Here is a 23,015-nt window from a genome sequence, read left to right as displayed (position 1 = left end):
ATCGCACACGGCCTGGCCCTTGAGGTGATTGGAGATGGCCCAGACCTTGAGGTTGTATTTGTCCAGGATGGCGAGCTTGGATTCGACGTAGCCGGGTTCGTCCCAGCGCCAGGCGTCCAGGTGGTCCCCGGACACGGCGATTTCCAGGCCGTCATAGCCCCAGCCGGAGGCCAGGCGCGCGACTTCCTCGAAGGGCAGGTCGGCCCACTGGCCGGTGAACAGGGTGTACGGGCGGGGCATGTCAGGCTCCTTGGCTTTACTGGATTGTCCGGTTTGGGCCGGATCGCCGGCTTCGAGCCAACGCGTCCGGATCAACGGGTGTCGCAGACCCCGGACCATGAGGTGAGTCCGGGATCCTCAGAGGGCGTGGGATTTTTTCATGCAGTCCCTGACATAGGCGTCGGACGCGCGAAGGTGTTCACCGATTTTTTCGAAGCTCCATCCCTGCGTTCCGTGGCATTTGAGACTGGCGACGCCTTCATACCCGACCCTCTCCAGCGCTCCCAGCATTACGGAATGGTCAAGTGTTCCGTCGGGGCGGGGGAGTTGCTGGTCGGCGGGACCGAAGTTCAGCCCGTCGGTGCCGTGGAGGTAGGCGCGATCGATGTCCCAGATGTAGTAGTAGAAGAGCCGCTTGCGTTCGGCGAGGAAAGTGATCGCGTCGCTGATGGTGTCCTGCATCACCCACAGGTGCGGGGGAGCGATGCAGACGCCGAGGTAGGGGTCGTCGATGTCGCGGATGAGCCGTTTCATCTGCGCGAGCGTGTCAACGCCTTCGTCCCATCGCTGGTCTTCGTTGGCACCGGATTCGAAATCGGCCGCGAAAGGGACGGTGAGGTGGTTTTCGACAGCGATCCGGACTCCTCGGCGCGCTCCTGCTTCGACGATGGGCGGCAGGAAGGTGGAGACGAAGTCTGGGTAGTTGGCTTCGCAGTCGAAGATGAGGGTGTCGATTCCGAGGTCTGCGGCGAATTCGACGCGTTCAAGGATCTCTTCCTGGGTCTTTCCATATACGGTGAGGCCACAGGGTTTGACCCCGTATTTGTCCAGCACTCCGAGGATTTTGCCGGGGTCATCTCCCGGGTTGACGTGGTGGGCAAGCGGCGCTGCGGAGGACCAGAGGTTGACTTCCTTGAAGCCGATGTCGGCAAGGTCGCGGATCGAGTCTTCGAAGCTGTGGTCGTGGTAGGGGACGAGCTCGGCGGCATATCTGAACATGGGTTCTCTCCTTGGGAGGGTCTGACGGTCTGACGGGGTTTACCAGACGAAGACGGCTTTTTCGGTTTCGCGCTGGTCGAAGGCGCGGAAGGCTTCCTCGGCCTGCTCGATGGAAAAGTCGTGGCTAATGAGCTTTTCGACTGGAATTTTCTGGTCGATGACAAGGCGAACGATTTCCTCCCAATCGCTGATGGGGAAGTACCAGCCGCCGACGACGGTGAGCAGCTTTCTGAGCATCTGTTCGCTGGGGTTGATCTGAGTGGCCCGCGACTCACCGACGAAAGCGACGGCGCCTAGTTTGGCGGCGGCGTCCAATGCCGAATTCTGCCCGGCCGGGTTGCCGGAACAATCGATGCAGATGTCGGCTCCGCGGCCCTGGGTGAGGCGCCGGATCTGCTGGACGGCGTCGGATGTTGTGCTGTTGATGACGGCGTCCGCGCCAAGGGAGCTGGCCTGTTCGAGCCGGTGGTCGATGACGTCGACGGCGATGACGCGGGCGCCGAAGGCCTTGCCGATGAGTACCGCGGCGGATCCCATTGGTCCCAAGCCAAATACGGCGACGGTTTTTCCGCCAGCCACGCCGAGCTGCTTCTGCACGTGGTACTGGCTGCCGACCATGTCCGTCATGACCGCCCCGGCGCGGAAGCTGAGTTCACCAGGGAGCTGAAGACAGTTGCGTTCGGGGAGCACAAAGTAGTCGGCGTCACCGCCGTGGACGTCGAAACCGAAGCATTTCCACTCATCACACAGCATCATGTAGCCGCTGAGGCAGTACTCGCAGAATCCGCAGCCCAGGGCAAGGTAGCCCGCAACGCGGTCGCCTTCCTTGACGTGGGTCACTGCGTTCCCGACCTTGACGACTTCGCCGGCTGCCTCGTGCCCGGGTATCACCGAGCCGTGGCTGGCGCCTTCGCCGCCTACGATCGGGGTGCCGTAGTAAATGCTCATGTCGCTGCGGCAGATCGCGGAGGCACGGGTCCTCACCAGCACCTCGTGCGGTCCCGGCTCCGGGACGTCGCGTTCGACGACGGTGACTCTTTTGTCACCGGGGAGGATGACTGCTTTCATCTTCTCTTCTCCAATACTCATTTACTTGACTGCACCGAAGGTGAGGCCGGCGACCATCTGGCGGCGCAGCACGACCATGAGCACCAAGATGGGCGCAACGATCAGGGTTGCGGCCGCGGTGATGTTGCCCCAGTCCGTACCGTACATACCCGTGAACTGCTGCAGGCCCACCGGAGCGGTCTTCGCTCCACTGCGGGTCAGGGACAGGGCGAACAGAAATTCATTCCATGACAGGACGATCGTCAGTACAGCGGCCGTCGCGACGGACGGCACGAGCAGGGGCCAAATAATCCGGCGGAGCACGTTCCAAGTCGAGGCGCCGTCGACCATGGCTGCTTCCTGGATCTCATAGGGCAGCTGCAGGATCGAGCTGCGCAGGATCCACACCACGATGGGCAGGTTGAAGGCAGCGTACGGGATGATCAGGGCCGGATAGGTGTCCATGAGCCCGAGCTTGCCGGCGAAGACGAAGACCGGGATGACGGCGACGATGGGAGGGAACATGTAGGTGGACAGGATCCAGGATGAAAGCCCCTTGCGGGCCCGGAAATCCCTCATAGTCAGGGCATATGCGGCAGGGACCCCGACGACGATGGCCAGGGCGGTGGCACCGAGACTGACGATTGCACTATTGGTGAGCAGCTGACCGAAGCTTTCGGATTTGCCGTCGCCCGCTGACAGTACGGAGGCGTAGTTGTCCAGAGTGGGATGGAAGATCCAGGCCGGGGGGATCTGGTTGGCGATCCCTGCCGGCTTGATGGACGTGATGAACATGAACAGGAGCGGCACGAGGCCGATCAGGAGCCATGTCCAGAGGAAGGTACGTCCGATGATGACGCGTGCCACGGTACCCCCGCGGCTGGTTGATGATGTTGTTGTCATTACATTTCCTCAGGGTCTGCTCGGCGGCCGATGATACGCAGCATGAAGGGGATAAGAAGCGAGAGGATGATCAGGAATACCACGCCCAAGGCGCAGGCGAGACCGACGTTGAAGCTTTGAAGTCCGACGCGGAAAATGCCCAGGTTGATGATCTCGGTGGACTCGCCGGGACCGCCACCAGTGAGGATCTTGAAGGAATCGAAGGTTTTGAAGGCTTGGATGGTCCGCAGCACGGCAGCGATGGCAATGAACGGCACCATGGCTGGAAAAGTGATGTGCCGGAACATCTGCCATGGGGTCGCTCCGTCGACCATGGCTGCTTCCCGGGGTTCTCCCGGCAGGGACTGGAGGCCGGCCATCAGGATGAGGGCGATGAACGGGGTCCACTGCCACATGTCGAGAATGACCAGGACGATCCATGCCGATGTCGGATCACCGAGCAGGTCGATGCCTTTGGGGAATCCGAAGACGCCGAGGTAGTAACCTACCCAACCGTAGTTGGGGTTCAGCAACTGTTTAAAGACCATGGCCGCGACCGCCGGGGTGACGGCGAACGGAAGCAGCATGACAGCGGCCCCGACTTTGTTGGCGCGGGTCTGGGCGGCCAGCGGGAGTGCCAGGGCGAAGCCCAAGATCATCTCCAGGATCACTGCGACCGCGACGAAACCGAAAGTGATCAGGAATGCGTGCTGGACCGAGGCATTGGTGACCGCCTCGATGAAGTTGTCCAGTCCGACGAATTTGCCCACTCCTCCGAGGATCTTGTCGTTGCGGAAGGCCGAGTAGAAGATGAAGATGGCCGGGGCCACCGTCATCAGCAGCAGGACAACCATGGATGGGGCCATGTAGATCCATGGGGTCGAACGTTTTTTCCAGGTCAGCGGCTTCCTGCCGCGTGGACCGGCCGTGGTACGGCCGGCCACGCGGCGGGAAGCGTCAACCGTCAAGGTCGCATCCGATGGTGCGGCGGTTGCTTTCATTGTCGATACTCCTTGGGCGACCTTGGGCGGTCCGTTGTGTTAGTAGCCGGCCGATTTGAGGAGGGCCGAGACCTTGTCTGACGCGGATTTGAGGGCGTCCGATGGTGAGGAAGCGCCTGTTGCTGCGTTGTTCACCGCGACGGCCACTTCATGGCTGACTTCGGTGTAGTTGGTCAGCCGGGCACGGCCAACGCCGACTGCGAGGGATTTCCCGAGGGTGTCGTAGAAGGGTGCGAGGGGGTTATCGCTCTTGATACCGGCAAAGACGGAGGCCCGGCTGGGGTGCAGGGACTTGGCGGTCATCGTCGTTTGCTGTTCGGCTGCGGTCAACCAGCTAATCGCCTGGTAGGCCCATTCCTTGTTCTTGGAATTCTTGTTTACGCTCAGCATCCAGGTACCGAAGTGGGGGCCGGCAGCCTTGGCGGTAGGGACGGGGGCGTAGCCGATGGTGCCGCCATTGACGTTGTCAGCGAGCTTGAGGTCGTGGTAATTGATCGTCATGGCGGTCAGCCCGCTGCCGAACGATTCGGCTGTCGTGCCCCAATCAGCTGATGTGCTGCCCGGGGGGACGTGTCCGCTTTGCGCGAGCTTGGCGTAGTAGTCCAGTGCCTGGGTTCCTTCGGGGGTGTTGAACGCGGGCTTGCCGCTCTCGTCCGCGAGTGTCCCGTCTCCGCCGTATGATGCCAGAAGGGTCTTGAAGTCGTCCGTGGCCCAGTCTCCGACGCCTGCCATGGCCGTCGTGCCGTAGAGCTTCTTGTCGGGCTGCGTGAAGAACCCTGCTACCTGGGCATAGTCGTCCCAGGTCTTCGGGACGGTGAGGTCCTTACCGTACTTGGCTTTGAAGTTCGCCTTTTGGGTCGGGTCGTTGAACAGGTCACTGCGGTAGGCCATGACCGCCACATTCGACTGGATCGGCATTCCGTACACGTCGAATCCGGCGTTTTTGATAGCGGACACGTCCGGCTTCGCGGTGGGATCGGGGTAGCGTTTGATCGGGGAATCGGCGTTGTAGACGGCGGTGTCGTAGAACACCTTGGGGATGAAGTCGCCCACGTTGGATTGCGGGCTGCCAGGGTTCAGGGCGTCGTTCTGGATGTACTGGCTCAGGGGTTCGAGGTTCTGCACCAGGGCCGGCGCCCACGGGGTGTCGACGACGACAATGTCGTAGTAGCTGCTGCTGGACGCGAATTCCGAGAAGACCTTCTGCTGCAATGCGTCGTACGGCTGGTTGTCGATCTTCAGATCGATGCCGAATTTTTCCTTGAATTGGGGTACCAGCGATGCAACGGCGGCACTGTTGGCTTCATCGGTGGTGTAGAGCATCCGCAACTCTGTCGGTTTGGCCGCGGCGGTGCTGGGTGTTGATGACCCGCCCGTGCATGCGGTTGCCAACAAGGTGACGGTGAGTGCGGCTCCTAGGCCCGCTACGATGCGGGATCGCTTGACGCGAGAGAGAGATCGGATCATCCTACTGCCTTTCCTTAAGGGTTAATAGAGGTGCTTTGTGCCCGGTCGATTCGGGGTCGTTCGGAGGAACTTCTTGCCAGCCGCCCTTCTGCACAGAGCGTTGGACGGCGGCTGTGAGACAGGCAGCCCGCAGGCCGTCCTCGAACAGGGGCAGGCCATCCGGAACCGTACCGGATCTCACCGCGAGGTAGACATCGGATATGAAGGAGTTGAAGGCATCCTGATAGCCCTGCGGATGGCCAGCCGGCAGGCTGCAGTATCGGGCAGCTGATGGGTCAAGGGCGGCCGGATCGCGGACCAGCAATTGGGATCCGGCGCGGCGCCCGACCCACAGAGTTTCCGGTTGCTCCTGATCAAAGGTCAGTGTTTCCATCGTTCCCGAAATTTCCACGGCGAGGCGGTTCTTACGCCCCGGGGCGACCTGGCTGATCAGGAGCGTCCCCACGGCGCCGCCGCTGGTCTCGAACATCACCGAGACGATGTCCTCGGTTCGGACATCCCGGCCGCCCCGTTGACTGAAGGCGGTCCGGGTCAGGGCGGCCACGCGGCTTATCCGGTCATCAAGAATGAATTCGATGACGTCGCATAGATGGGAACCGATATCGGCGAAGGCCCGTGAAGGGCCTCCGAGGGTTTCATCGAGCCTCCAGTCGTCGTCTTCGCTGGACAGAAGCCAATCCTGAAGAAATGAACCCTGGATGGTCAGGACACGTCCGGTCTGGCCGTGGCGCACCCTGGCCCGGGCCTCCCGGACCATGGGATGAAACCGGTAGATAAACGGTACGGCGGCGGTGCGGCCCAAGGTGCGCGCCAGTGCGGTCATTGCCGCAGCGTCCGTCACATTCGTAGCCAGAGGCTTTTCACAGACAACATGCTTGCCTGCATTCAGCGCTGCCTCTGCTATCGCGCCGTGGGTGGTATTCGGAGTGCACACGTGGACGACATCGATCGCGTCGTCCTCGACGAGGTCCTGGACGGAGGCGTAAGCCTTCATGGCTCCCAGACGGTCTTTGGCGCGGCGGGCGCTGGCATGGCTCGAGGACGCGATGCCGGCGATTTCCGCCCCTGCGGCACGGGCGGCTCTGCTATGCACCTCAGCCATGAACCCGGCACCGACGAACCCGGCCCGTAACCGGGAAGGGGCTGTCGTGGTTCTGTCGTTTTCCATGCCGAAACAGTGACACGCACCCCGTGGCTTTAGTCAGTCACCAAGCAAAAGTCTGCACCTTTTGACGCTCTTGGCGATGGAATGCACACCGAAGTTGCACCTTTTGATGCTACGGGCGTCGCCGAGTGGACGGGAACGAGTGGGCACCTAACACTGAGTGGAGGCGAGGCCCTTTCGGGGCACGTGAGCGTGATGTGTCAAACCTCAAGCTCACCACTCACCTCTTTCAAGCCCCCCGAAATGGAGAGATATGGACAACGGCGGCCCCGGCGAACTCTTGCGTATTCTGCGGGACGGACGCCCGCGAACCAGGGCCGACCTGGCTGCGATAACAGGGTTGGGACGAGCTGCCATCAGTTCCCGCCTCGAGGCGCTCCTGGAACTCGGGCTGGTTGTACCGGTGTCTGATGCGGCTTCCACCGGAGGCCGCCCCTCGGCGCGGCTAGCCTTCAATCCGGGTGCAAGGCTAGCCGCTGCCGCCGACGTCGGCGCTACGCACGCGACCGTGGCTCTCACGGACCTGTCGGGAAGGATTCTCTTGGAAACCACTGAACGACTTGAGATTTCCTGCGGACCGGAAGCTGTTCTGGACCAGCTAGCAATGACGCTGCAGGGTCATTTGGAAACGGTGAAGCGTCCAGCAGCGGACATCGTCGCTGTCGGCATCGGGCTCCCCGGTCCCGTTGAACACTCCACGGGAAAACCGACCAGCCCCCCGATCATGCCGGGATGGGACGGATTCGATGTCCCCGCTTACGTTCGGCAGACTTTTGACGTCCCCGTACTGGTCGACAACGATGTCAACATCATGGCCCTCGGCGAGCGTGCCACACGCTGGCCCAACGAGGACAACATGATCTTCCTTAAAGTCGCCACCGGCATCGGCTCCGGGATTATCAGTGGAGGAGTATTGCAGCGGGGAGCGGCAGGAGTCGCTGGAGACGTCGGTCATATTGCCGTTTCCAAGGCGGCCGGAATTCAATGCCGGTGTGGCAAGACTGCCTGTCTGGAGGCCATCGCAGGCGGTCCGGCCGTCGCCGCCCATCTCCGCGAAAACGGACTCGAAGCAACCACCGCAAACGATGTCGTCTCGCTTGTCCGTTCCGGCGATTTGGCTGCTATTCAAGCCGTCCGGCAGGCCGGCCGCGACATTGGAGAAATGCTCAACATGTGTGTGAGCCTCATCAACCCTTCCCTGATTGTCGTTGGCGGATCCCTTGCCCAATCCGGAGAACATCTGATCGCCGGAATCCGTGAAACCGTCTATGCACGCTCAACGCCCTTGGCGACTCAGCACCTGAATATCACCCGATCCGAAACCGGCCCGGAAGCTGGAGTGGTTGGGGCCGGCATCTTGGCCATCGAACATGCCCTCGCCCCTCACCGACTCAATGATCTCGCAACCTAGCTGCATCCCGGCGGACACCAAAATATCGGGGCTCCGGGACCGAAAGCATCAACGTACCAAATAGAGATGCACACGGCTAAAATACGCCTAACAGCTGACGTCATTTCTGACCGGCCTTGTTTGCCACCGCGACCGCTACCTCAAAACGTCCCGGCCATTCCAAGGCACCGCCATGAAGGTTCACGCTGGCGAAAAAGGAGGATGGCATGCCTCAATCTGCGACTGAGAACAGCGGTCAGCTGCGACGATATGCAGTGCCGGAGGGGCTCAGTCCCGAACAAAGGTTCGAACACTGGCGAACGTGGTACGGCAGTGCTGTCGAAACTCCGATGCGGTTGGAAAAGTCGAAAGATGCTGCGCCCCTGTTTTTCACTCCTTCAGCCATTAGTCTTGCCGGGCCAGGCTTCAGCCTCATAGAAATGTACAACGCCCCCGCAGTGGGCTCGTGGGCGCCAAATCCCGACACCAGGGATCTGCGACTGGCCTACTTCAGGAAAGCGCCCGCCCTAACCCTCGCCCTCAACGGCGTGTCTGAGCCAGTACCACCGGGCTCCGTCAGGTTCATCGATACCTCGCTGGGCGGCGGTTTCGATGCGCCTGAGGGCTTTCACGCCTTACAGATCAACATCGCCCGCAGCAGCCTGGAGGTGAGCGAGGCCGCGCTAGGCTCCCTGCTTCGCCTGCCTGACCTCGCGAAGCACCCCATTGTCGGCACTTTCGTGATCCCGGCGCTGTTGAGTTGGAAGCGGCCGGGCATCGACCGGGTGGCATCGGGAACCGCAGACATCCTTCGATCCGTGATGGCGACCCTGGTGGGCTCCCTGCTCGAAACGCCGGTCGACGATGAGGCGCAGAAACCAGCTCTAAGCAGGGCTGTGAAGAAATACCTTGATGCCAGCTACGACAACCCCGATCTGGACGTGGCAATGGTCGCTGAAAAGTTCAATCTCTCCCGTCGCTCCCTGTTCTACTTTTTCGAGAATGAAGAACTCCACTTGGGTGAGCGTATACGCGCCTTGAGAACTCGAAGAGCGCTGGAGCTTCTCCTTCAGGCCGACGCGCAAAAAATAACCTTCTCAGAAATCGCGACTTCGTGCGGATTCAGCAACGTGCAAAGCATGCGTCGTGCCGTGAAAGAGTTTACCGGGATGAATGTGAGGGAGATCCACCGATCCGAGACCGTAGTTCGTGTTGCGCTGCAACAGCTGCGGGAGTCGCTGATCCCCTAGCGCCTGAGCCCGCAGGACCGATTTCCCAGGTTCTGGGCGGCGTTGCAGGCTGGTCAGTTCCTGAGCGGAGCGGCGGCCGGTGCCGATGCTGCGGGGACGGCGTTGTCAACGAGCGCGACGGCGATGGCGGCGGCGGTGGCGAAGGTGTCGGTGTTGAGGACCCGGCTGCGGGCCGAGGCGCCGTCCAGGAGCAGCGCCAGTTGCTCGCCGAGCCGCTCGGGGTTGGTGGCGCCGGCCTCGCGGGCCGTTTCGGTGAGCCGTCCGGCAAATGCCCTCTTGTAGTCACTGGCGAGTACGCGTGCCGGGTGACCCGGGTCGGGGATCTCGACGGCCGCCGCGATGAACGGGCACAAGGGCGAGTGGATATCGAAGACGGCGAGGAGCCGTTCGCGGGGTGTGAGGTCTGTGCGGTCGAAGACTTCGGGCAGGATGTCCGGATCGAATCGGCGTAGGTACTCGGCGATCAACTCGTCCTTGCCGGCGAAGTGCTGGTAGAGCGTCCGCTTGGACACCTGAGCCACCGCGCAGAGCTGGTCCACGCCGGTGCAGTTGATGCCTTGGTCTCGGAACAGTTGTTGTGAGGTGCTGAGGATGCGCTCTCGTGCGCCCCGGCCGCTTCGCAGGCCTCGCGGCCCCTTTTCCAACTGTGTCATACACCCAGCTTAGCCCAATCGGGTACCGATCTGTGTGCATAGCTTGCGCCCCACGCGACCGGTTGATACGTTAAGTACGCAGATCGGTGTACATAACATCGGCAAGTCACATGAATGGAGTAATCATGGGAAAGCTCGATGGCAAGGTTGCAGTGATCACAGGCGCGACTAGTGGGATGGCGCTGGCCGGTGCGAAGTTGTTCGTTGACGAAGGGGCCCACGTCTTCATTTCGGGCCGGCGGAAGGACGCGCTGGACGAAGCCGTCAAGCTGATCGGCCGGAACGTGACCGGCGTGCAGGGCGATTCGGCCGACCTCGATGATCTGGACCGTTTGTTCGAGATGGTCAAGCAGGAAAAGGGCACGATCGACGTGCTGTGGGCAAGTGCCGGGACGGGAGAGCAGGGCAGACTCGGCGAGATCACCGAGGAGCAGTTCGATGCCGCCTTCTCGCTGAACGCGCGCGGCACGCTCTTCACGGTCCAGAAGGCGCTGCCGCTGTTCAACGACGGAGGCTCGATCTTCATGACCGGGTCAAACGCGTCCCTCCGGGGCTACCCCGATTGGAGTGTGTACGCAGCGAGCAAGGCCGTGCTGCCCGCCTACGCACGGGTGTGGGTGTCCGAACTGAGGGACAGGAAGATCCGCGTGAACGTGCTGACCCCGGGCCAGGTCGCCACGCCGATGATGCTGGAGGTGATGGACGCGCAGATGAAGGGGCAGTTCGAATCCGTGATCCCACGGCGAGAGATGGGCCACCCTGAAGAGATCGCGTCGGTCGCGTTGTTCCTCGCTTCCGATGACTCGAGCTACGTCAATGGCATGGAGCTGGTGGTCGACGGCGGCACCACAGTGATCTGAACCACGCCAGGAATGCCGCGGCATACCCCCTCAACAACCCCGTCGCCACTACAGACCTCGAACGCGCACGAATGAGACAGATCGACAACTCGAGAACAAGAAAAGAGCACACCTCATGAGCAGCATCACACTAATCGGTACGGGGAACATGGCCCGTACCATCGGCACGCTCGCGGTGGCGGGCGGCAATACCGTCGAGGTTATGGGACGCGATCAGTCCAAGGCCGATGGCTTGGCCAAGGCTCTGGGCGGCGGTGCGACGACAGGCAAGTGGGGCGCCGTCCCCGCCGGGGACATTGTGATCACGGCCCTGTTGTACGACGGAGTCCTTCCGGTCGTCTTTGAGTACGGAGACGCCCTCGCACGCAAGGTCATCGTGGACATCAGCAACCCCTTCAACGCCACGTTCGACGGACTGGCCCACAGCGAGGAGACCTCGATCGCGCAGGAAGTCGCCAAGGTGGCCCCGGCCGGGGCGAGCGTGGTGAAGGCATTCAATACCGTCTTCCGCAATGTCCTGGAGAAGGGCCGGCCCGACGTCTTCATCGCAGGCGACAATGCGCACGCCAAGGCGGATGTGGCGGCATTCATCGGGAGCCTCGGGCTACGCCCCTTGGACGTCGGCGGCCTGAAAATGGCGCACTGGCTAGAAGGAATGGGTGTGGTCACGGTCGGCCTTGCCGGCAGCGGGGTCGGCCACTGGGACTTCGCTCTCGGTGCCAACGAATTCACCGGCTGAGCCCCTGGGCCCCGGGCCGAGCCCGAAGAGTTCGGCCCGGTTTCCGCAGGTCAGGGGGTCTTTGGCCCTCTGGCTGTGCGCAAATCAGCTTCTTTATGGGCCCTTTCGTCGCCGCTTTTGTTGGTGGCCGTTGGTGCGGGTGCCCCTTTCGTATGCGCAGGGCGGTAGGTCTGTGTTCTTGTTTCTTCATTCACGCGCGTCTTGGGGCGCCGCTGGATTCTCTGGGGATAAGGGTGGGCATGGATTTCCGGATGTGGGGTTCCTTGCCCGGGTTGACGATGAGATCGATGGCGGTGCCGGCGATCTGGGCTAGGGGCACCCGGACCGACGACAGCGGGGTGGAGAGCCTGGCCGAAAGGGGAGTGTCGTTGTATCCGACGAGCGCCAGCTCCTTCCCGACGGTGATCCCGAAGCGGTGCGCTGCAGCGATGATGCCCAGCGCTATGTTGTCGTTGGCCGCGAACACGGCCGTCGGTCGTTTCCCGGAGCCTCCGCCTAGCAGCGCCTCTCCGGCCGTGAATCCGTTCTCTATTCCGTAGCCGGCCGCGATCAACCATTCCTGGCGAGGGTTGATGCCGGCTTCGTCGAATGCCCGGCGTGCGCCTGCGAGACGCCCGACGCCGCTGGAGGTGAAGGAGGGTCCGGTCACCACCGCGATGTGGCGGTGTCCCAGATCGAGGAGGTGCCGGACGGCGAGGTATCCGCCTACTTCGTCGTCGCCGATTGCGGAGGGGCTCACGCCGTCGGTGCGCAGGACCAGGGCGTGCGTGACGCCGCGTTTGCGCAGCAGGCGGGGCAGGTCGTCGTCGAGCCGGGCTGTTGCCAGGATCAGCCCGTCGACGTTGCGGTCCAGCAGGGTTTCGGCGGCGCGGCGTTCGTCTTCGGGATCATCGCCGCTGGTGGCGACCATGGCAAAGTAGCCGCGATCCGACGCCGCGCGTTCCAGTTCCTCGAACATCAGTGCCATGACGGTGTCGCTCAGGCGCGGCACGAGCACCCCTAGCGTCCGGGTCTCCCCGCGGCGCAGGCTTGATGCGAAGGAGTTCCGGCGGTAGCCGAGTTCCTCGGCAATCTTCCGTACGTGCTGGGCCGCCGCCGAGCGCGATACCGGCCCTCGCTCGTCAAGGGCACGGCTGGCGGTGGAAAGACTCACGCCACTGGCCGCGGCAACGTCCCGCAATGTGACGCTTGCGCCTGATGCAGCCGGTTCCATGTGAATACTCCTGTTCGGGATTGTCCTAGAAGACACTCTATTTCCTCCTTGTGATTGGCAGGGCCTTGACAGTGAGCAGGACCACACCACACAATGAAAACGTTCCCGCAAACGTTCTCACATTGTAGCGGGACTACGATCAAGAAAACAGAGGAAGCTCTCATGACCATCGATCTTCGCGGGCTCGTTCCCGCACCTGTAACCCCGTTCAACCGGGACGGCAGCGTCGACGTCGACGCGATCCACCGCCTGGGTGGCTGGCTCGCCGGCGTCGAGGGCGTCAAAGGCCTGGTGGTCCTCGGCCACGCAGGCGAAGGGACCTTCCTCACCCAGGAGGAGCAGGCCCTTGTTATCCGGGAATTCAAGAACGCCGTCAATGGCGAAATCCCGATCATCGCCGGCATCACGGGGGAGGGCAACATGGTTGCCGCCCTTGAAGCCAAGCGCGCGGTCGAAGCCGGAGCATCTGCCGGTCTCGTCTACCCCTCGCACGGCTGGCTGCGCTTCGGATACCAAAAGGGCGCACCGCAGACCCGCTACAAGGAAATCTACGAAACGTCCGGGCTGCCGCTCATTCTCTTCCAGTACCCGGACGCCACGAAGGCCACCTACGATCTTGAGACCCAGCTGGAGATCGCCGGCCAGGAAGGGGTGTTCGCCACCAAGAACGGCGTGCGGAACATGAAGCGCTGGGACACCGAAATCCCCGTTCTCCGTGCTACCTACCCGGAGCTGCAGATCCTGACCTGCCATGACGAGTACCTGCTGCACACGATGTTCGACGTCGACGGCGCACTGGTCGGCTACGGCGGACTCGCCCCCGAGCCGCTCGTGGAGCTAATCGCAGCCGGCAAGGCCAAGGACTACGCCGCGGCGCGCGCCATTCACGACCGCCTCCTGCCGGTGACCAAGAACGTCTACCACCGCGGGTCCCACATGGAAGGCACCGTCGCCCTCAAGGAAGGCCTCGTCGCCCGCGGCATCCTTGAGCACGCTACCGTCCGGCCCCCGCTGCTTCCCCTGGCCGAAGGCGCCGGCGATGAAATCGCACGGGCCCTGAAGTCCGCCAGCCTGGGCAGCGTCACCGTTCCCGCCTGATCCTCCCCGATCCCAAGGATGGCGGGCCCAAGCGCCCGCCATCCTTCCCCCCAAGTTTCACTCTCTCCAATCTTGGTCAACGACGACCCCCAGCACCGCAGCTGGAGAAGGAGGACTCGCAAATGCGCGAGCTGAACAAGACCGCCCCCGCCCTCAAGGACCACCCGGCGCAGGCGGCCTCCGCAGCAGGTGCCGCACCCTCGGGCGGCACGTCCACGTTCTACACCCGCAGGGAAATCCGGTTCATCCTGGCCTTCGCCCTGCTGGGAACCCTGTTCGACGGTGCCGAGCTGAACCTGATCGGTTTCCCGCTCGCGTACATCTCCGACAGCCTGCACGTCTCCACCATCGCCCTGATCACGGTCGCCACGGTGCAAGGCTTCGCCTCCATCTTGGGCGGATTCGTTTTCGGCACCCTCGGGGACACCCTCGGCCGGCGCCGCACCTTCGCCATCTCCGTCCTGGCATTCGGCGTCGCCGCTACCCTCGGCGGGCTGGCCACCAACTATGAAATCTTCCTTCTGACCCGGGTGCTCGCCGGCATCGGCATGGGTGGCCTCTTCGGGCTTTCATTCTCGATGTTTACCGAATGCTGGCAGACCAAAAAGCGCGGCACCATGGGCGGCATCATCCAGTCCATGTACTTCGTCGGCGAAATCCTCACGGCAGGCCTCATTTACCTGTTCCTGTCCACCCTGGGCCACGACCTGGGCTGGCGGGCCGGATACATCGCGATCGGCCTGATCAGCCTCGTGATCGGGGCAGCATCACTGAAGCTGCTGCCCGAATCCAAGCAATGGCTCGCCTATCAGGAACACCGCAGGAACGGCACGCTCCCGCCGGAACTGCACCGCTCTAAAGTTCCGGTCATCGACATCTTCCGCCCGCGTTTCGCTTATGGGACCGTCCTGTTCATGATCCTTTCGACGGCGATGTTCCTGACCACCAACTCGGTGGGGGCCTACCTGTCCACCTACTTGCTCAAGACCCAGCAACTGCCCCTGGACACCGCGAGCCTGATCGTGCTTCTCGGCTACGTCTCCACGATCATCACCTACTCGACCACCGGTTTCATCTCCGACCGCATCCGCCGCAAGTACGCATTCACGGCAGCCTGTGTGTTCGGAACAGTCGGCTTCGTCTGGTTCCTGTCCCTGCTCACCTCGGGACACGCACACATCACCGGCGCGTTCTGGACAGCACCCGCGTTCTGGGCACTCATGATGTGCGCCGGCGGCGCCGGAGGATTCGGCGTACTCGGTGTCTGGATGTCCGAATTCTTCCCCACCCGCATCCGCTCCACCGGATCCAGCGCCAGCTACTACGTAGGACGTGGCCTTGGCGCCGGAGTCTTCCCCCTCTTCGCACTCACCCTCGCCGGCACCGTCCCGTTCGCCCTCGCACTCGGCATCATCGGCCCCGTGGCAGGCGTGCTCTTCTCCGTCCTCACGCCCGACCGCACGGGCCGCACCATCGCCGACCTCGAATAGCGGCAACAAGTAGGAGAAAGGAAAACCCAGGCACTCGTTTGTTCCGTTGTTCGCGCTCCACCGTGAACAACGGAACAAACGTCTCGTAAGGGACCGTGGGGACTGCGCATTATCCTGGGTATCCTGGCGGATGACCCGCGATAACGGACGTTTTGTCGTCCGGCCACAGGTGAATGATCGCCCCGATGGCCCGGTCTCAATCAGCGGAATGCCCTGTCAACAGGCCAACGCAGGACGAGCTACCTAGTTGCGACTCACTCTGGATTCGGCTTGTTGCGCGTCTTTCGTATTTTGCGGGCGTCGGACCGGAGCTGAATGATCCGTGCTGCACCGGCCGCGGCTACGAGGACGCCTCCGGCGACAGCGGCGATGAACAACGCCATGCCCAGAGGGACCGTGACAGCCAGTCCGAGGAAAAAGACGTTGACCGGCTGCTGGTTCTGCAGGATGAAGATGATCAGCAATATCAGCGCGAGCAAACCCACGACGACTGCGGCCCAAACGACGCCGGCACGGGTGGTTCTCGGCTTTGGGGCAGCGGAAGCGCCCTGCGGCGCGCCGGCTGGCGGTGAGGTGGATCCAGAGAATGGGGGACCGCCGGGCTGCGGATCGGGTCTCTCGGGTATCGCTTGGTTCGAGGTCATGATTGGTCATCCTTTTGTCGATTTTTTGCCTGCTTATCAAGCATCGCCTAGCCGGCTCCAGGAGATATGTCGTGCGATTGAGTCTTTGCCCGGTCCCGGGACGGGTCAGTCCGCACCCGGGTGTGCTGGGCGCTAAGCCTCTCGCCGTCGACGATTTCTTCTTCGTGTTTCTCTAGTTTCTCGCTGCGCTTGGTTCCGCGGGGTGGGAGCTGGATGGTTTCTTCGGCGTCGATTCCTGCCTGCAGTTCCCGCCCGCGTTCCATTTCGGCGTCGAACTCTGCGCCGAACAGGAGGGACATGTTCAATATCCATAACCACAGGAGCATCACGATGACGCCGCCTATTGCACCGTAGGTCTTGTTGTAGTTGCTGAAGTTTGCCACGTAGAAGCCAAAGCCCAGCGATGCGAGGATGAATGCCAGCAAAGCGATGAAGGAGCCGATGCTCATCCAACGGAACCGCGGCTGCTTCACATTAGGGGGCCACGAGCATCACCGCGAACACGGTGACTCCGAGCATGGTTGCCCGGAGTTTGATGAATCCGCGCCCTTCGTCCACTTCGTAGACGCGGTTCATGGCCCTGCTGAAGGCTCCGACATATCCGGACGCGGACCACAGGGCGGCGATGAGACCGAGTACCAGGGCGAAACCGGCCGATGTCGAGGTGGTGAGCTCTTCAATGGGAAGGGAAAGGACCGCGTAGTAGGTCAGCCCTGCGGCGGCGTCCGGGCACTGGTCCTTGCCGAACTCCCGGAAAGTCCTCTTGGTTATGTAGGTCCAGGTTGGCTTGGCGATGTCCGTGGGCCTGTCCGGTTTTCTGGCATCATCGGCATCCGGGGCTGTTGCTGCCTTGGCCTTGCTTCTTTCGGCGGGGCTGTTCGTCGTCATGGATGTCCCTCATTCCAAAGCGGGCTGGAGGCGCGCTGTCCTTTATGCCGTATTGGCCGGATAGCACGCCTCCGTGTGGATCCGTGTGGATCAGGCGGGCTGGATCCTGTCCCTGGCCGCTGTGGTGCTGTCCGTTACGTCTGAGACAGCGGTCTGGGATTCTTCCTTGACGTTTTCGACTGCCTCAGTCGAAGCGGACTTCAGGTTGTCCAGCGCTTCCTGGGCTGGTTCCTGGAGATCCCGGGCGACGTCCTGAGCCGCGGCGGCAAGTTCGGTGGTCAGGGGTTCGGCCGCTTCCTTCAGGGCCGCGGATGCCTCCTTTTCCTTCTCACTTGCCGGGATCAGGGAAGCCACCAGCAGCCCGGCCCCGAAGGCAATCAACCCGGCAGCCAGCGGATTGCCTTGCGTTTTGCCGGCGAGGCGGTGGGGCGCGTCACCTATGGCCGCACCGACGTCGTCGATTGCTGATCGGCCGCCGTCTGCCAGCTCATCAGCGGTACCCATGACGTTCTCCTTCACGCCGAAGACGGCATCTTTGACTTTCTCGGTTTGGCGTCGGACCACGTGTGACGGCGTCACCTTATCGGCCATTGCGTCAACGTTGGTGCCAAGGCGCCGGCGGGTTTCCTCGATCTCGGAACGGATATCATCCGGATTTTCACTCATCGTTGCTCCTCGCGTGGTTTGAGTGTTTCTGGGATTTCCTGGATTGTTGCCGCCGTCTGGGGCATGCCTTTGACGGCTTTGAGTTCCTTGCGGCCAATCGACGCCAGGACAGCCGCCGCGATCGCCCACAGGACAGCCACGACGACGGCGGACCAGCCCAAGCCCATCAGCTCGCCCAGTGCGTACCAAAGGGCGAGGGAGAGGAATAGGAGCACGAAATGTCCGGCAACGCCGGCGCCTGCCAGCATTCCGGCGCCTTTGCCTGCCTGCGCCGTGGACTGCTTCAGTTCAGCCTTGGCCAGCTCTACTTCCTGGCGCATCAGCGTGGAAATATCCCGCGTGACTTCGCCCAGAAGGTCTCCCAGCGATGTCGATTCCGCTTTGGCGTGCGCAGGCGTCGGCGGGATTTGGCTCTCGGTCATCGCGACTCACCGCTGGCGGGGTCGACGCCGGGCCTGCTTGCGCCGTCGATCTCGTCGTTTCCCGCCAAGGGAGCAGGAGGACCGAGACGATGCGAACGGTCACGGGTGAGTGGATCCTCGCTTATCCCGCCGTTAGGCCAGGGATCGGCTTCCGGCTCGCTGACCGGTGCGGGTTGAGGCAGGGTGGCATGCGCGCCGGTGGGCGCAACGGTCCCGTTCCCCGGGAGGGTGCCGGGGTTCGAGTATCCAGCAGTCGTGGCCGTTGGGCCGGGGAGCTGGACCCGGGGAGGGGTCACTGTCATCCCTGGCCCGGGGACGAAAGGTTTGGCTTCGTCGCCGGTGGGTTGGACGGGTTGGGCGGGGGCACGTCCGGTGGCCGTTCCTTGTGAGGAGCCGTCAGCGCTTGCGCCCAGTCCGCGGCTCAGGCGGCCGGCCAGGACGCCTGCCCCGGCGGCCAAGAGGAGAAACGTGCCAGGACGTTGTCGCGCGAAGGTCTTCACTTCATCCAGCAGGGAGCCCGGATCCCGGTCCTCCAGCCAGGTCGCCACGGATGAAGACCGTTCGGCGGCTTGCCGCACCAAATCCGTTGCAACGCCGGGTTGCTCCGAGGCGCTGGCCATGGATTGCAGTTCCTCCGAGATGGACCGAAGGCCTTCGGCGACTTTTTGCTGCTGCTTTCCGGCTTGGTCCGTGAGGTCCAGCCTGGCCTGCTCCAGCAGATCCCTTGCGCTTGAGTTCACTTCAGAGGCAACGTTCGCGATTTCGGATTTCGCGGTTTCGACGACGTTCTTCGCAGAGTCCTCGGCCTGCTTGGCCACGTTCCCTGCTTCGTCCTTGATGGTTTCCGTCGTCGGCATGCCGCTGTTCTGGGTATGCGGCGGGTGAATTTGCGCATCCGCTCGTTGCGCGGTGGCCGGCGGGGGCGTGTAGTTCCCGTCCCATTGGTTCTCTGTCATCTTCGCTCTCTTTCCAAGAAGGTCTGCTGCGGATCAAGAACCAGAAATACTGGCAGTTAAGATAGTAAGCATGCTTACCATCTGAGCGTAACCCCCTGTCCACGAATGGCCGGAGAGGTCCACGAACCGAACCGGGGATTGGCCCCGGCCTACGGGGCGTTCGCGGTCGAGGGTTGGGGAGGGCGATCGGCGATGCTTCCTGCAGCGACTATCGCGACGCATCGTCCGTGGGCGTGCCTGGGCCGGCTCCGCTGGGTTCCGCGCCATCGTTTCGGTGCGCAAGTTTTCCAATGGAGCTGGCGTCCAGACGCTGGAGGAGCGCTCTTGGTCCTGAATAGACTTCGACCGCTCCTGCCTCGAAAAGCTCGGCTGCGCTGGTTCCTCCGCATGTGAGCCCGATAGTTTCGATGCCGAGCCGGGAGGCAGCCTTGACGTCCCAGACGGAGTCGCCGACAAATGCCACATCCGCCGCCTCTAAGTGCAGCTTCTCAAGTGCGGCCAGGAGAATGTCGGGGGAAGGCTTGCTCTCAGCAACGTCGGCCGAACTCGTCGCGCAGTCGATCCAGGGTTCGGCATCGAGAACGCTTCGGAGCACCCGAAGATCGCGCTCATGTGCCGAGGAAGCCAGCGCCACGGCCAAACCGGATTCCGCGCACGCCCGCAGGAGCGTCCTTGCCGATTCGAAGGGTCGGATCGCCGGCCAAAATGTCGAGAATATTGCGCCGTGAGCGCGCTCGACGGTAACGCGGGTCTCTCGATCGGCGTTCGCAGGGAGTAGGCGCTCAAGCAGTTTGTCCCCACCCATGCCAATGTGGCGGTGGATTGAGGCCATAGGCACCTCCAGGCCCTGTTGCCGGAAGGCCTGCCACCACGCCATTGTGTGGAAATAGGTGGAGTCAACCAAGGTTCCGTCAACATCGAACAGGACTCCGACGTCTTTCGCGCTCTTCGTTTGGTCCTTCATGAACGGCAACCTTTCTCTGGCTGGCAGGCCCCGGCCAGGACGCGATTCCGGGTGAGGCAACCATGGGCCGACGGTCCGCGCCCGCCCCACCAGCCCCTAGGGCGGCAGGATATGGTAAGTATACTTACTGCAAATGCGATCGACGGTGAAGTGAAATCCGTTGACGCGGACATGCCGGTCAGGATCGAGTGCGCCCCGGCGGCCCGCTCCACCCAGGGATAGCAAGGCGCCGGCAAGGAACCCGTTGCCGTAAGGAGATCCAGTGGAGCATGAAAGTGTCCGGGCGCAAGGCCCAAGTGTAAAGCCCGTATCCAACGGCCGCCGCCTGGCCGGTCCCAGGCCGAAAATGACGGTCCGGATCGTCTCCACGGGCTCCCGGACGTCGCATGTGTACTCCCTGACGGCCCCCCAGCTCGGTGAGGCCGGTTTTCGTACTGCTGCACGGCATCGGAATGTCCCACCGCTACCACCGCAGGCTTCAAGCGGTCTTGGCCGGGCACGGGGACACTCACGCTATCGATCTGCCCGGTTTCGGCGGGACCCCCAAACCCGACCGGCAGATTACCGTCGCCGAGTGCGCCGAAGTCATAGCCGGGACGCTGGCAGCGATAGGGTGCCAAAGACTGGCCGCGATCGTTCCGGAGGGGCGTTTCCTTGAGATACCCGGCAAACCGCACGTCGTCCAGCACGGGGCGCCCGTGCGGATGGCGGCTGGAATACTCGCAATCTCCCGCGTTTGAATCTACACGCGGGGCTCGGTGGCACCACGCGCGCCTTCGTCTGCCATCTGCTCGACTTGCTTACATGAAGTGGGGATCGAAGGCAGAACCGGCGCCCCAGGTCTGGTGCGAGGGGCCGTAGCGCCAAAGTCACGCTTAGGGACATAGTAAGCACATTTATTAATCGAGGATATTCCCGGCCGCGGCCTTTTCAGGGACGCGCGGTGCCCCTAGGATTGGATTTGTTGCCCCGGACCCCGGCAGTGCTTTCTACAGGCGCGCGTTCCGGAGGAGACCCAATGCAAGTCAACGAGTCCAGGCCATGACTACTGATCCTCTCCGGGCAGTGGAAGAGGCCGCTGCTTTTACTATGTCGGCGGACTTCGACCCGAGCATTCCGCGCCCGAACTGCAGGCTGCGGTGGCCAGGGCCGTCACGGGCGGAGCCCCTATCAAAGACGTCGCGAACGCCGCACGCATGACATCGCTCGAGGTCCTCGATGCCGCCGACTCGCTGAGCTACGCCGACCGCCGCTCCTGGTGACACTGGAAAGGGAGAACCGCAAAAATGGCCACCTCGCATTTTGAATAAGGCACGCTGCCCGGAGTGTCAGGCCAACCCTGAATCCACCGTTATTGATTGACGCCATGTGGTCAGTGCTTCGACGACGAGGTCGTGGTCGGCCTTTTGCGGGAGTCCAGAGACTGTTGCGGTGGCGACGTGCCCGGTGCCTTCGACGAATATCGGGAATGCTCCGCCGTGGGAGGCGTAGCGCGCTTCATCGAACCATCCGTTGTCTTCCAGTCTGCCTCCGCCGAGCCGGCCTTTGAGTCCAACGAGCAGTGATGGTTCTGCGTACCGCTCAGTCGTTCTGCTCTTCCTCTGAACCCAAAGCTCGTTGTCGGGAGTCGCCCCGGGGAGGGAGACGTGGAAGAGGACGTGTTCGTTTCGGCGGATGTCGATGGCGACCGGGAGGTTCCGCTTGGTAGCGAGCTCCACGAGCAATAGACCCAGGGCCAGGGCGTCAGCCTGGTTGAAGCTGTTCAGATGAAGGGCGCTGACCTCGTTTTCGAGGCGTTCGATCAGTGAGTGCAGCGCGGCTTCGGGTTGTTCGTCGTGAGAGTCCGGGTCGAATTCCGGCTCGGAGCCAGGGATTGCGTGGTGGACCATGAGTGGTTTTGTTCCTCTCGGGTGGAGCGAGCTGCAGTCCTCAGCAATAACTCGGTGTGCCTAGGTGCGGGTACGCCAGGTTGCGGTTGAGGACCGGATCTTGAGCTGGGGCTGGATGAGGGCCAGCTGGGTGGGGATGTCCGCGTTGCCGTCAGCAAGGCGGGTCATGAGCATCTCGGCGCCTTTCGCGCCGACCTGTTGCGGGAATCCCGCGACGGACGTCAGGGGAGGGACTTGGCCGGCGGCGATGCGTGTGTCATCGAAGGATGCGACGGCGATGTCGCGGCCGGGTTCGAGGCCACGCCTGCGCATTTCATCGTAGATTCCTTGGGCGACGATGTCGTTGTACGCAATGATCGCGTCCGGTAGCCTGCCCAAGTCGAAGAGCCGGCTGACGGCGTCCGAGCCACCCTCGGGAGTGATGGGGCTGCGCAATTCATCCGAACTCCATACTTCGCAACCGTTTGGTTCCAGCGACTTGCGGAGTCCTTCTTCCCGTTCCGTGAGGGAAGAAGCGCTGCGGCCCCCGAGGAAGGCGACGCTTCTGCAACCCAAAGCGGCCAGGTGCTCCCCGAGTAGTGTGGCGCCCTTGACGTTGTTGCTGCCGACGTAGTCAAATCCAGGGAATCGCCGGGCGAGCAGTGCGAGCGGGACACCTGCCGCGTTGACCTGTTTGGCGAGCTTTTGGGGGTCGGTGTCCGGGGCCGGGAGCAGCAGGAGCCCATCGACCTGCCGTTCGATCATGGACGCAATGATTTCGTGCTGACGGTCGGCAAGGTCACGGCTGTAGCCGATGAAGATCGTGTACCCGGCATCGTGGGTGATCTCGTCGACGGCCATTGCCAGTTCGGCGAAATAGGGATTGATGATCTCGGTGACGACCAATCCGATGGTCATGGACCGGCTTTGCCTCAGGTTCGCGGCCGAGCGGTTGTAGACATAGCCGAGTTGATCCATGGCGTCGCGCACTTTGGCGGCCGTGCTTTCCGGGATACGGGAGCTGCCCCGAACAACGAGTGACGCGGTCGACTTTGAGACTCCAGCTGCTTTGCTGACGTCTTCGAGGGTGATGCGCGGGGTCATTCCAGGTTCCTGCCGGTGAGGTCGATAGGC

The 23,015-nt window shown here is 62.6% G+C and carries 23 protein-coding genes and 2 pseudogenes; 8 read left to right on the top strand and 17 right to left on the bottom strand.

All coding sequences use genetic code 11. The features are described 5' to 3' along the window. The 7 genes and pseudogenes from ABEA18_RS20595 to ABEA18_RS20565 all read right to left on the bottom strand — a co-directional run. Nucleotides 1-240: pseudogene (locus tag ABEA18_RS20595) on the bottom strand (sugar phosphate isomerase/epimerase); the annotation flags it as partial. A gap of 117 nt (nucleotides 241-357) precedes the next feature. Continuing rightward, nucleotides 358-1,218: a sugar phosphate isomerase/epimerase family protein gene (locus ABEA18_RS20590; RefSeq protein WP_345452310.1), complete on the bottom strand. Its 861-nt coding sequence runs from the start codon at nucleotides 1,216-1,218 to the stop codon at nucleotides 358-360. Nucleotides 1,219-1,257: 39 nt separating this feature from the next. After that, nucleotides 1,258-2,307, bottom strand: coding sequence for a zinc-binding dehydrogenase (locus ABEA18_RS20585; RefSeq protein WP_345452308.1), 1,050 nt, complete (start codon nucleotides 2,305-2,307; stop codon nucleotides 1,258-1,260). Next, the gene (locus tag ABEA18_RS20580; RefSeq protein ID WP_345452306.1) at nucleotides 2,308-3,168 is read right to left on the bottom strand and encodes a carbohydrate ABC transporter permease; all 861 of its coding nucleotides are present in this window, start codon (nucleotides 3,166-3,168) and stop codon (nucleotides 2,308-2,310) included. It lies immediately after the preceding gene. Next, nucleotides 3,168-4,148, bottom strand: a complete 981-nt coding sequence (locus tag ABEA18_RS20575; protein ID WP_345452304.1) for a carbohydrate ABC transporter permease — start codon at nucleotides 4,146-4,148, stop codon at nucleotides 3,168-3,170. The genes ABEA18_RS20580 and ABEA18_RS20575 overlap by 1 nt, the downstream gene beginning before the upstream one ends. 39 nt (nucleotides 4,149-4,187) lie before the next feature. Further along, entirely contained in the window at nucleotides 4,188-5,615 is a 1,428-nt protein-coding gene (locus tag ABEA18_RS20570) for an ABC transporter substrate-binding protein (protein WP_345452302.1), read from the bottom strand. A gap of 1 nt (nucleotide 5,616) precedes the next feature. Beyond that, nucleotides 5,617-6,783: a Gfo/Idh/MocA family protein gene (locus ABEA18_RS20565; RefSeq protein WP_345452300.1), complete on the bottom strand. Its 1,167-nt coding sequence runs from the start codon at nucleotides 6,781-6,783 to the stop codon at nucleotides 5,617-5,619. Nucleotides 6,784-7,033: 250 nt separating this feature from the next. On the opposite strand from ABEA18_RS20565, the gene ABEA18_RS20560 reads away from it, so the two are divergent. Beyond that, nucleotides 7,034-8,191, top strand: a complete 1,158-nt coding sequence (locus ABEA18_RS20560) for an ROK family transcriptional regulator (RefSeq protein WP_345452298.1) — start codon at nucleotides 7,034-7,036, stop codon at nucleotides 8,189-8,191. Nucleotides 8,192-8,397: 206 nt separating this feature from the next. Beyond that, nucleotides 8,398-9,420 (top strand): helix-turn-helix transcriptional regulator, encoded by a 1,023-nt coding sequence (locus ABEA18_RS20555; RefSeq protein WP_345452296.1) that lies wholly within the window; start codon nucleotides 8,398-8,400, stop codon nucleotides 9,418-9,420. A 53-nt stretch (nucleotides 9,421-9,473) separates the two neighbouring features. On the opposite strand, the gene ABEA18_RS20550 is transcribed toward ABEA18_RS20555, so the two are convergent. Beyond that, nucleotides 9,474-10,073 (bottom strand): TetR/AcrR family transcriptional regulator, encoded by a 600-nt coding sequence (locus ABEA18_RS20550; RefSeq protein ID WP_345452294.1) that lies wholly within the window; start codon nucleotides 10,071-10,073, stop codon nucleotides 9,474-9,476. Nucleotides 10,074-10,198: 125 nt separating this feature from the next. Between ABEA18_RS20550 and ABEA18_RS20545 the strand changes: the two genes are divergently transcribed. After that, nucleotides 10,199-10,933, top strand: a complete 735-nt coding sequence (locus tag ABEA18_RS20545) for an SDR family NAD(P)-dependent oxidoreductase (protein WP_345452292.1) — start codon at nucleotides 10,199-10,201, stop codon at nucleotides 10,931-10,933. A gap of 115 nt (nucleotides 10,934-11,048) precedes the next feature. Continuing rightward, nucleotides 11,049-11,672: an NADPH-dependent F420 reductase gene (locus tag ABEA18_RS20540; protein ID WP_345452290.1), complete on the top strand. Its 624-nt coding sequence runs from the start codon at nucleotides 11,049-11,051 to the stop codon at nucleotides 11,670-11,672. Nucleotides 11,673-11,862: 190 nt separating this feature from the next. Here the strand turns inward: ABEA18_RS20540 and ABEA18_RS20535 are convergent, their stop codons facing one another. After that, a complete protein-coding gene (locus tag ABEA18_RS20535; RefSeq protein WP_345452288.1) occupies nucleotides 11,863-12,885 on the bottom strand; it encodes a LacI family DNA-binding transcriptional regulator in 1,023 nt (340 codons plus the stop codon). A gap of 162 nt (nucleotides 12,886-13,047) precedes the next feature. Between ABEA18_RS20535 and ABEA18_RS20530 the strand changes: the two genes are divergently transcribed. Beyond that, nucleotides 13,048-13,983, top strand: coding sequence for a dihydrodipicolinate synthase family protein (locus ABEA18_RS20530; RefSeq protein WP_345452286.1), 936 nt, complete (start codon nucleotides 13,048-13,050; stop codon nucleotides 13,981-13,983). Between the two features lie 122 nt (nucleotides 13,984-14,105). Further along, nucleotides 14,106-15,473 (top strand): MFS transporter, encoded by a 1,368-nt coding sequence (locus tag ABEA18_RS20525; RefSeq protein ID WP_345452285.1) that lies wholly within the window; start codon nucleotides 14,106-14,108, stop codon nucleotides 15,471-15,473. 254 nt (nucleotides 15,474-15,727) lie between these two features. Here ABEA18_RS20525 and ABEA18_RS20520 read toward each other — a convergent pair whose 3' ends face one another. From ABEA18_RS20520 to ABEA18_RS20495, 6 genes and pseudogenes are all read right to left on the bottom strand, one after another. Beyond that, entirely contained in the window at nucleotides 15,728-16,117 is a 390-nt protein-coding gene (locus ABEA18_RS20520; RefSeq protein ID WP_345452283.1) for a lipopolysaccharide assembly protein LapA domain-containing protein, read from the bottom strand. A 47-nt stretch (nucleotides 16,118-16,164) separates the two neighbouring features. Beyond that, nucleotides 16,165-17,005: pseudogene (locus ABEA18_RS20515) on the bottom strand (YihY/virulence factor BrkB family protein). Between the two features lie 90 nt (nucleotides 17,006-17,095). Next, on the bottom strand, nucleotides 17,096-17,671 hold the full coding sequence (locus ABEA18_RS20510) for a DUF3618 domain-containing protein (protein ID WP_345452281.1): 576 nt from the start codon (nucleotides 17,669-17,671) through the stop codon (nucleotides 17,096-17,098). Continuing rightward, nucleotides 17,668-18,093 (bottom strand): phage holin family protein, encoded by a 426-nt coding sequence (locus tag ABEA18_RS20505; RefSeq protein WP_345452279.1) that lies wholly within the window; start codon nucleotides 18,091-18,093, stop codon nucleotides 17,668-17,670. Before ABEA18_RS20505 ends, ABEA18_RS20510 begins: the two co-directional genes overlap by 4 nt. Then, nucleotides 18,090-19,049: an ATP synthase subunit B family protein gene (locus ABEA18_RS20500; RefSeq protein ID WP_345452277.1), complete on the bottom strand. Its 960-nt coding sequence runs from the start codon at nucleotides 19,047-19,049 to the stop codon at nucleotides 18,090-18,092. The genes ABEA18_RS20505 and ABEA18_RS20500 overlap by 4 nt, the downstream gene beginning before the upstream one ends. A gap of 208 nt (nucleotides 19,050-19,257) precedes the next feature. Beyond that, complete coding sequence (locus ABEA18_RS20495) at nucleotides 19,258-20,013, bottom strand: HAD family hydrolase (protein WP_345452275.1); 756 nt, start codon at nucleotides 20,011-20,013, stop codon at nucleotides 19,258-19,260. A 452-nt stretch (nucleotides 20,014-20,465) separates the two neighbouring features. On the opposite strand from ABEA18_RS20495, the gene ABEA18_RS20490 reads away from it, so the two are divergent. Beyond that, nucleotides 20,466-20,753, top strand: coding sequence for an alpha/beta fold hydrolase (locus ABEA18_RS20490; RefSeq protein ID WP_345452273.1), 288 nt, complete (start codon nucleotides 20,466-20,468; stop codon nucleotides 20,751-20,753). A gap of 399 nt (nucleotides 20,754-21,152) precedes the next feature. Beyond that, nucleotides 21,153-21,275 (top strand): hypothetical protein, encoded by a 123-nt coding sequence (locus tag ABEA18_RS20485; RefSeq protein WP_345452271.1) that lies wholly within the window; start codon nucleotides 21,153-21,155, stop codon nucleotides 21,273-21,275. Between the two features lie 66 nt (nucleotides 21,276-21,341). Here ABEA18_RS20485 and ABEA18_RS20480 read toward each other — a convergent pair whose 3' ends face one another. After that, nucleotides 21,342-21,902: a heme-degrading domain-containing protein gene (locus ABEA18_RS20480; RefSeq protein WP_345452269.1), complete on the bottom strand. Its 561-nt coding sequence runs from the start codon at nucleotides 21,900-21,902 to the stop codon at nucleotides 21,342-21,344. A gap of 60 nt (nucleotides 21,903-21,962) precedes the next feature. Continuing rightward, nucleotides 21,963-22,985, bottom strand: coding sequence for a LacI family DNA-binding transcriptional regulator (locus ABEA18_RS20475; protein WP_345452267.1), 1,023 nt, complete (start codon nucleotides 22,983-22,985; stop codon nucleotides 21,963-21,965). Between the last annotated feature and the right edge of the window lie 30 nt (nucleotides 22,986-23,015).

Source organism: Arthrobacter gyeryongensis (assembly GCF_039543785.1).
Taxonomy (GTDB): domain Bacteria; phylum Actinomycetota; class Actinomycetes; order Actinomycetales; family Micrococcaceae; genus Arthrobacter; species Arthrobacter gyeryongensis.
This window is presented reverse-complemented; position numbering and strand designations above follow the sequence as displayed.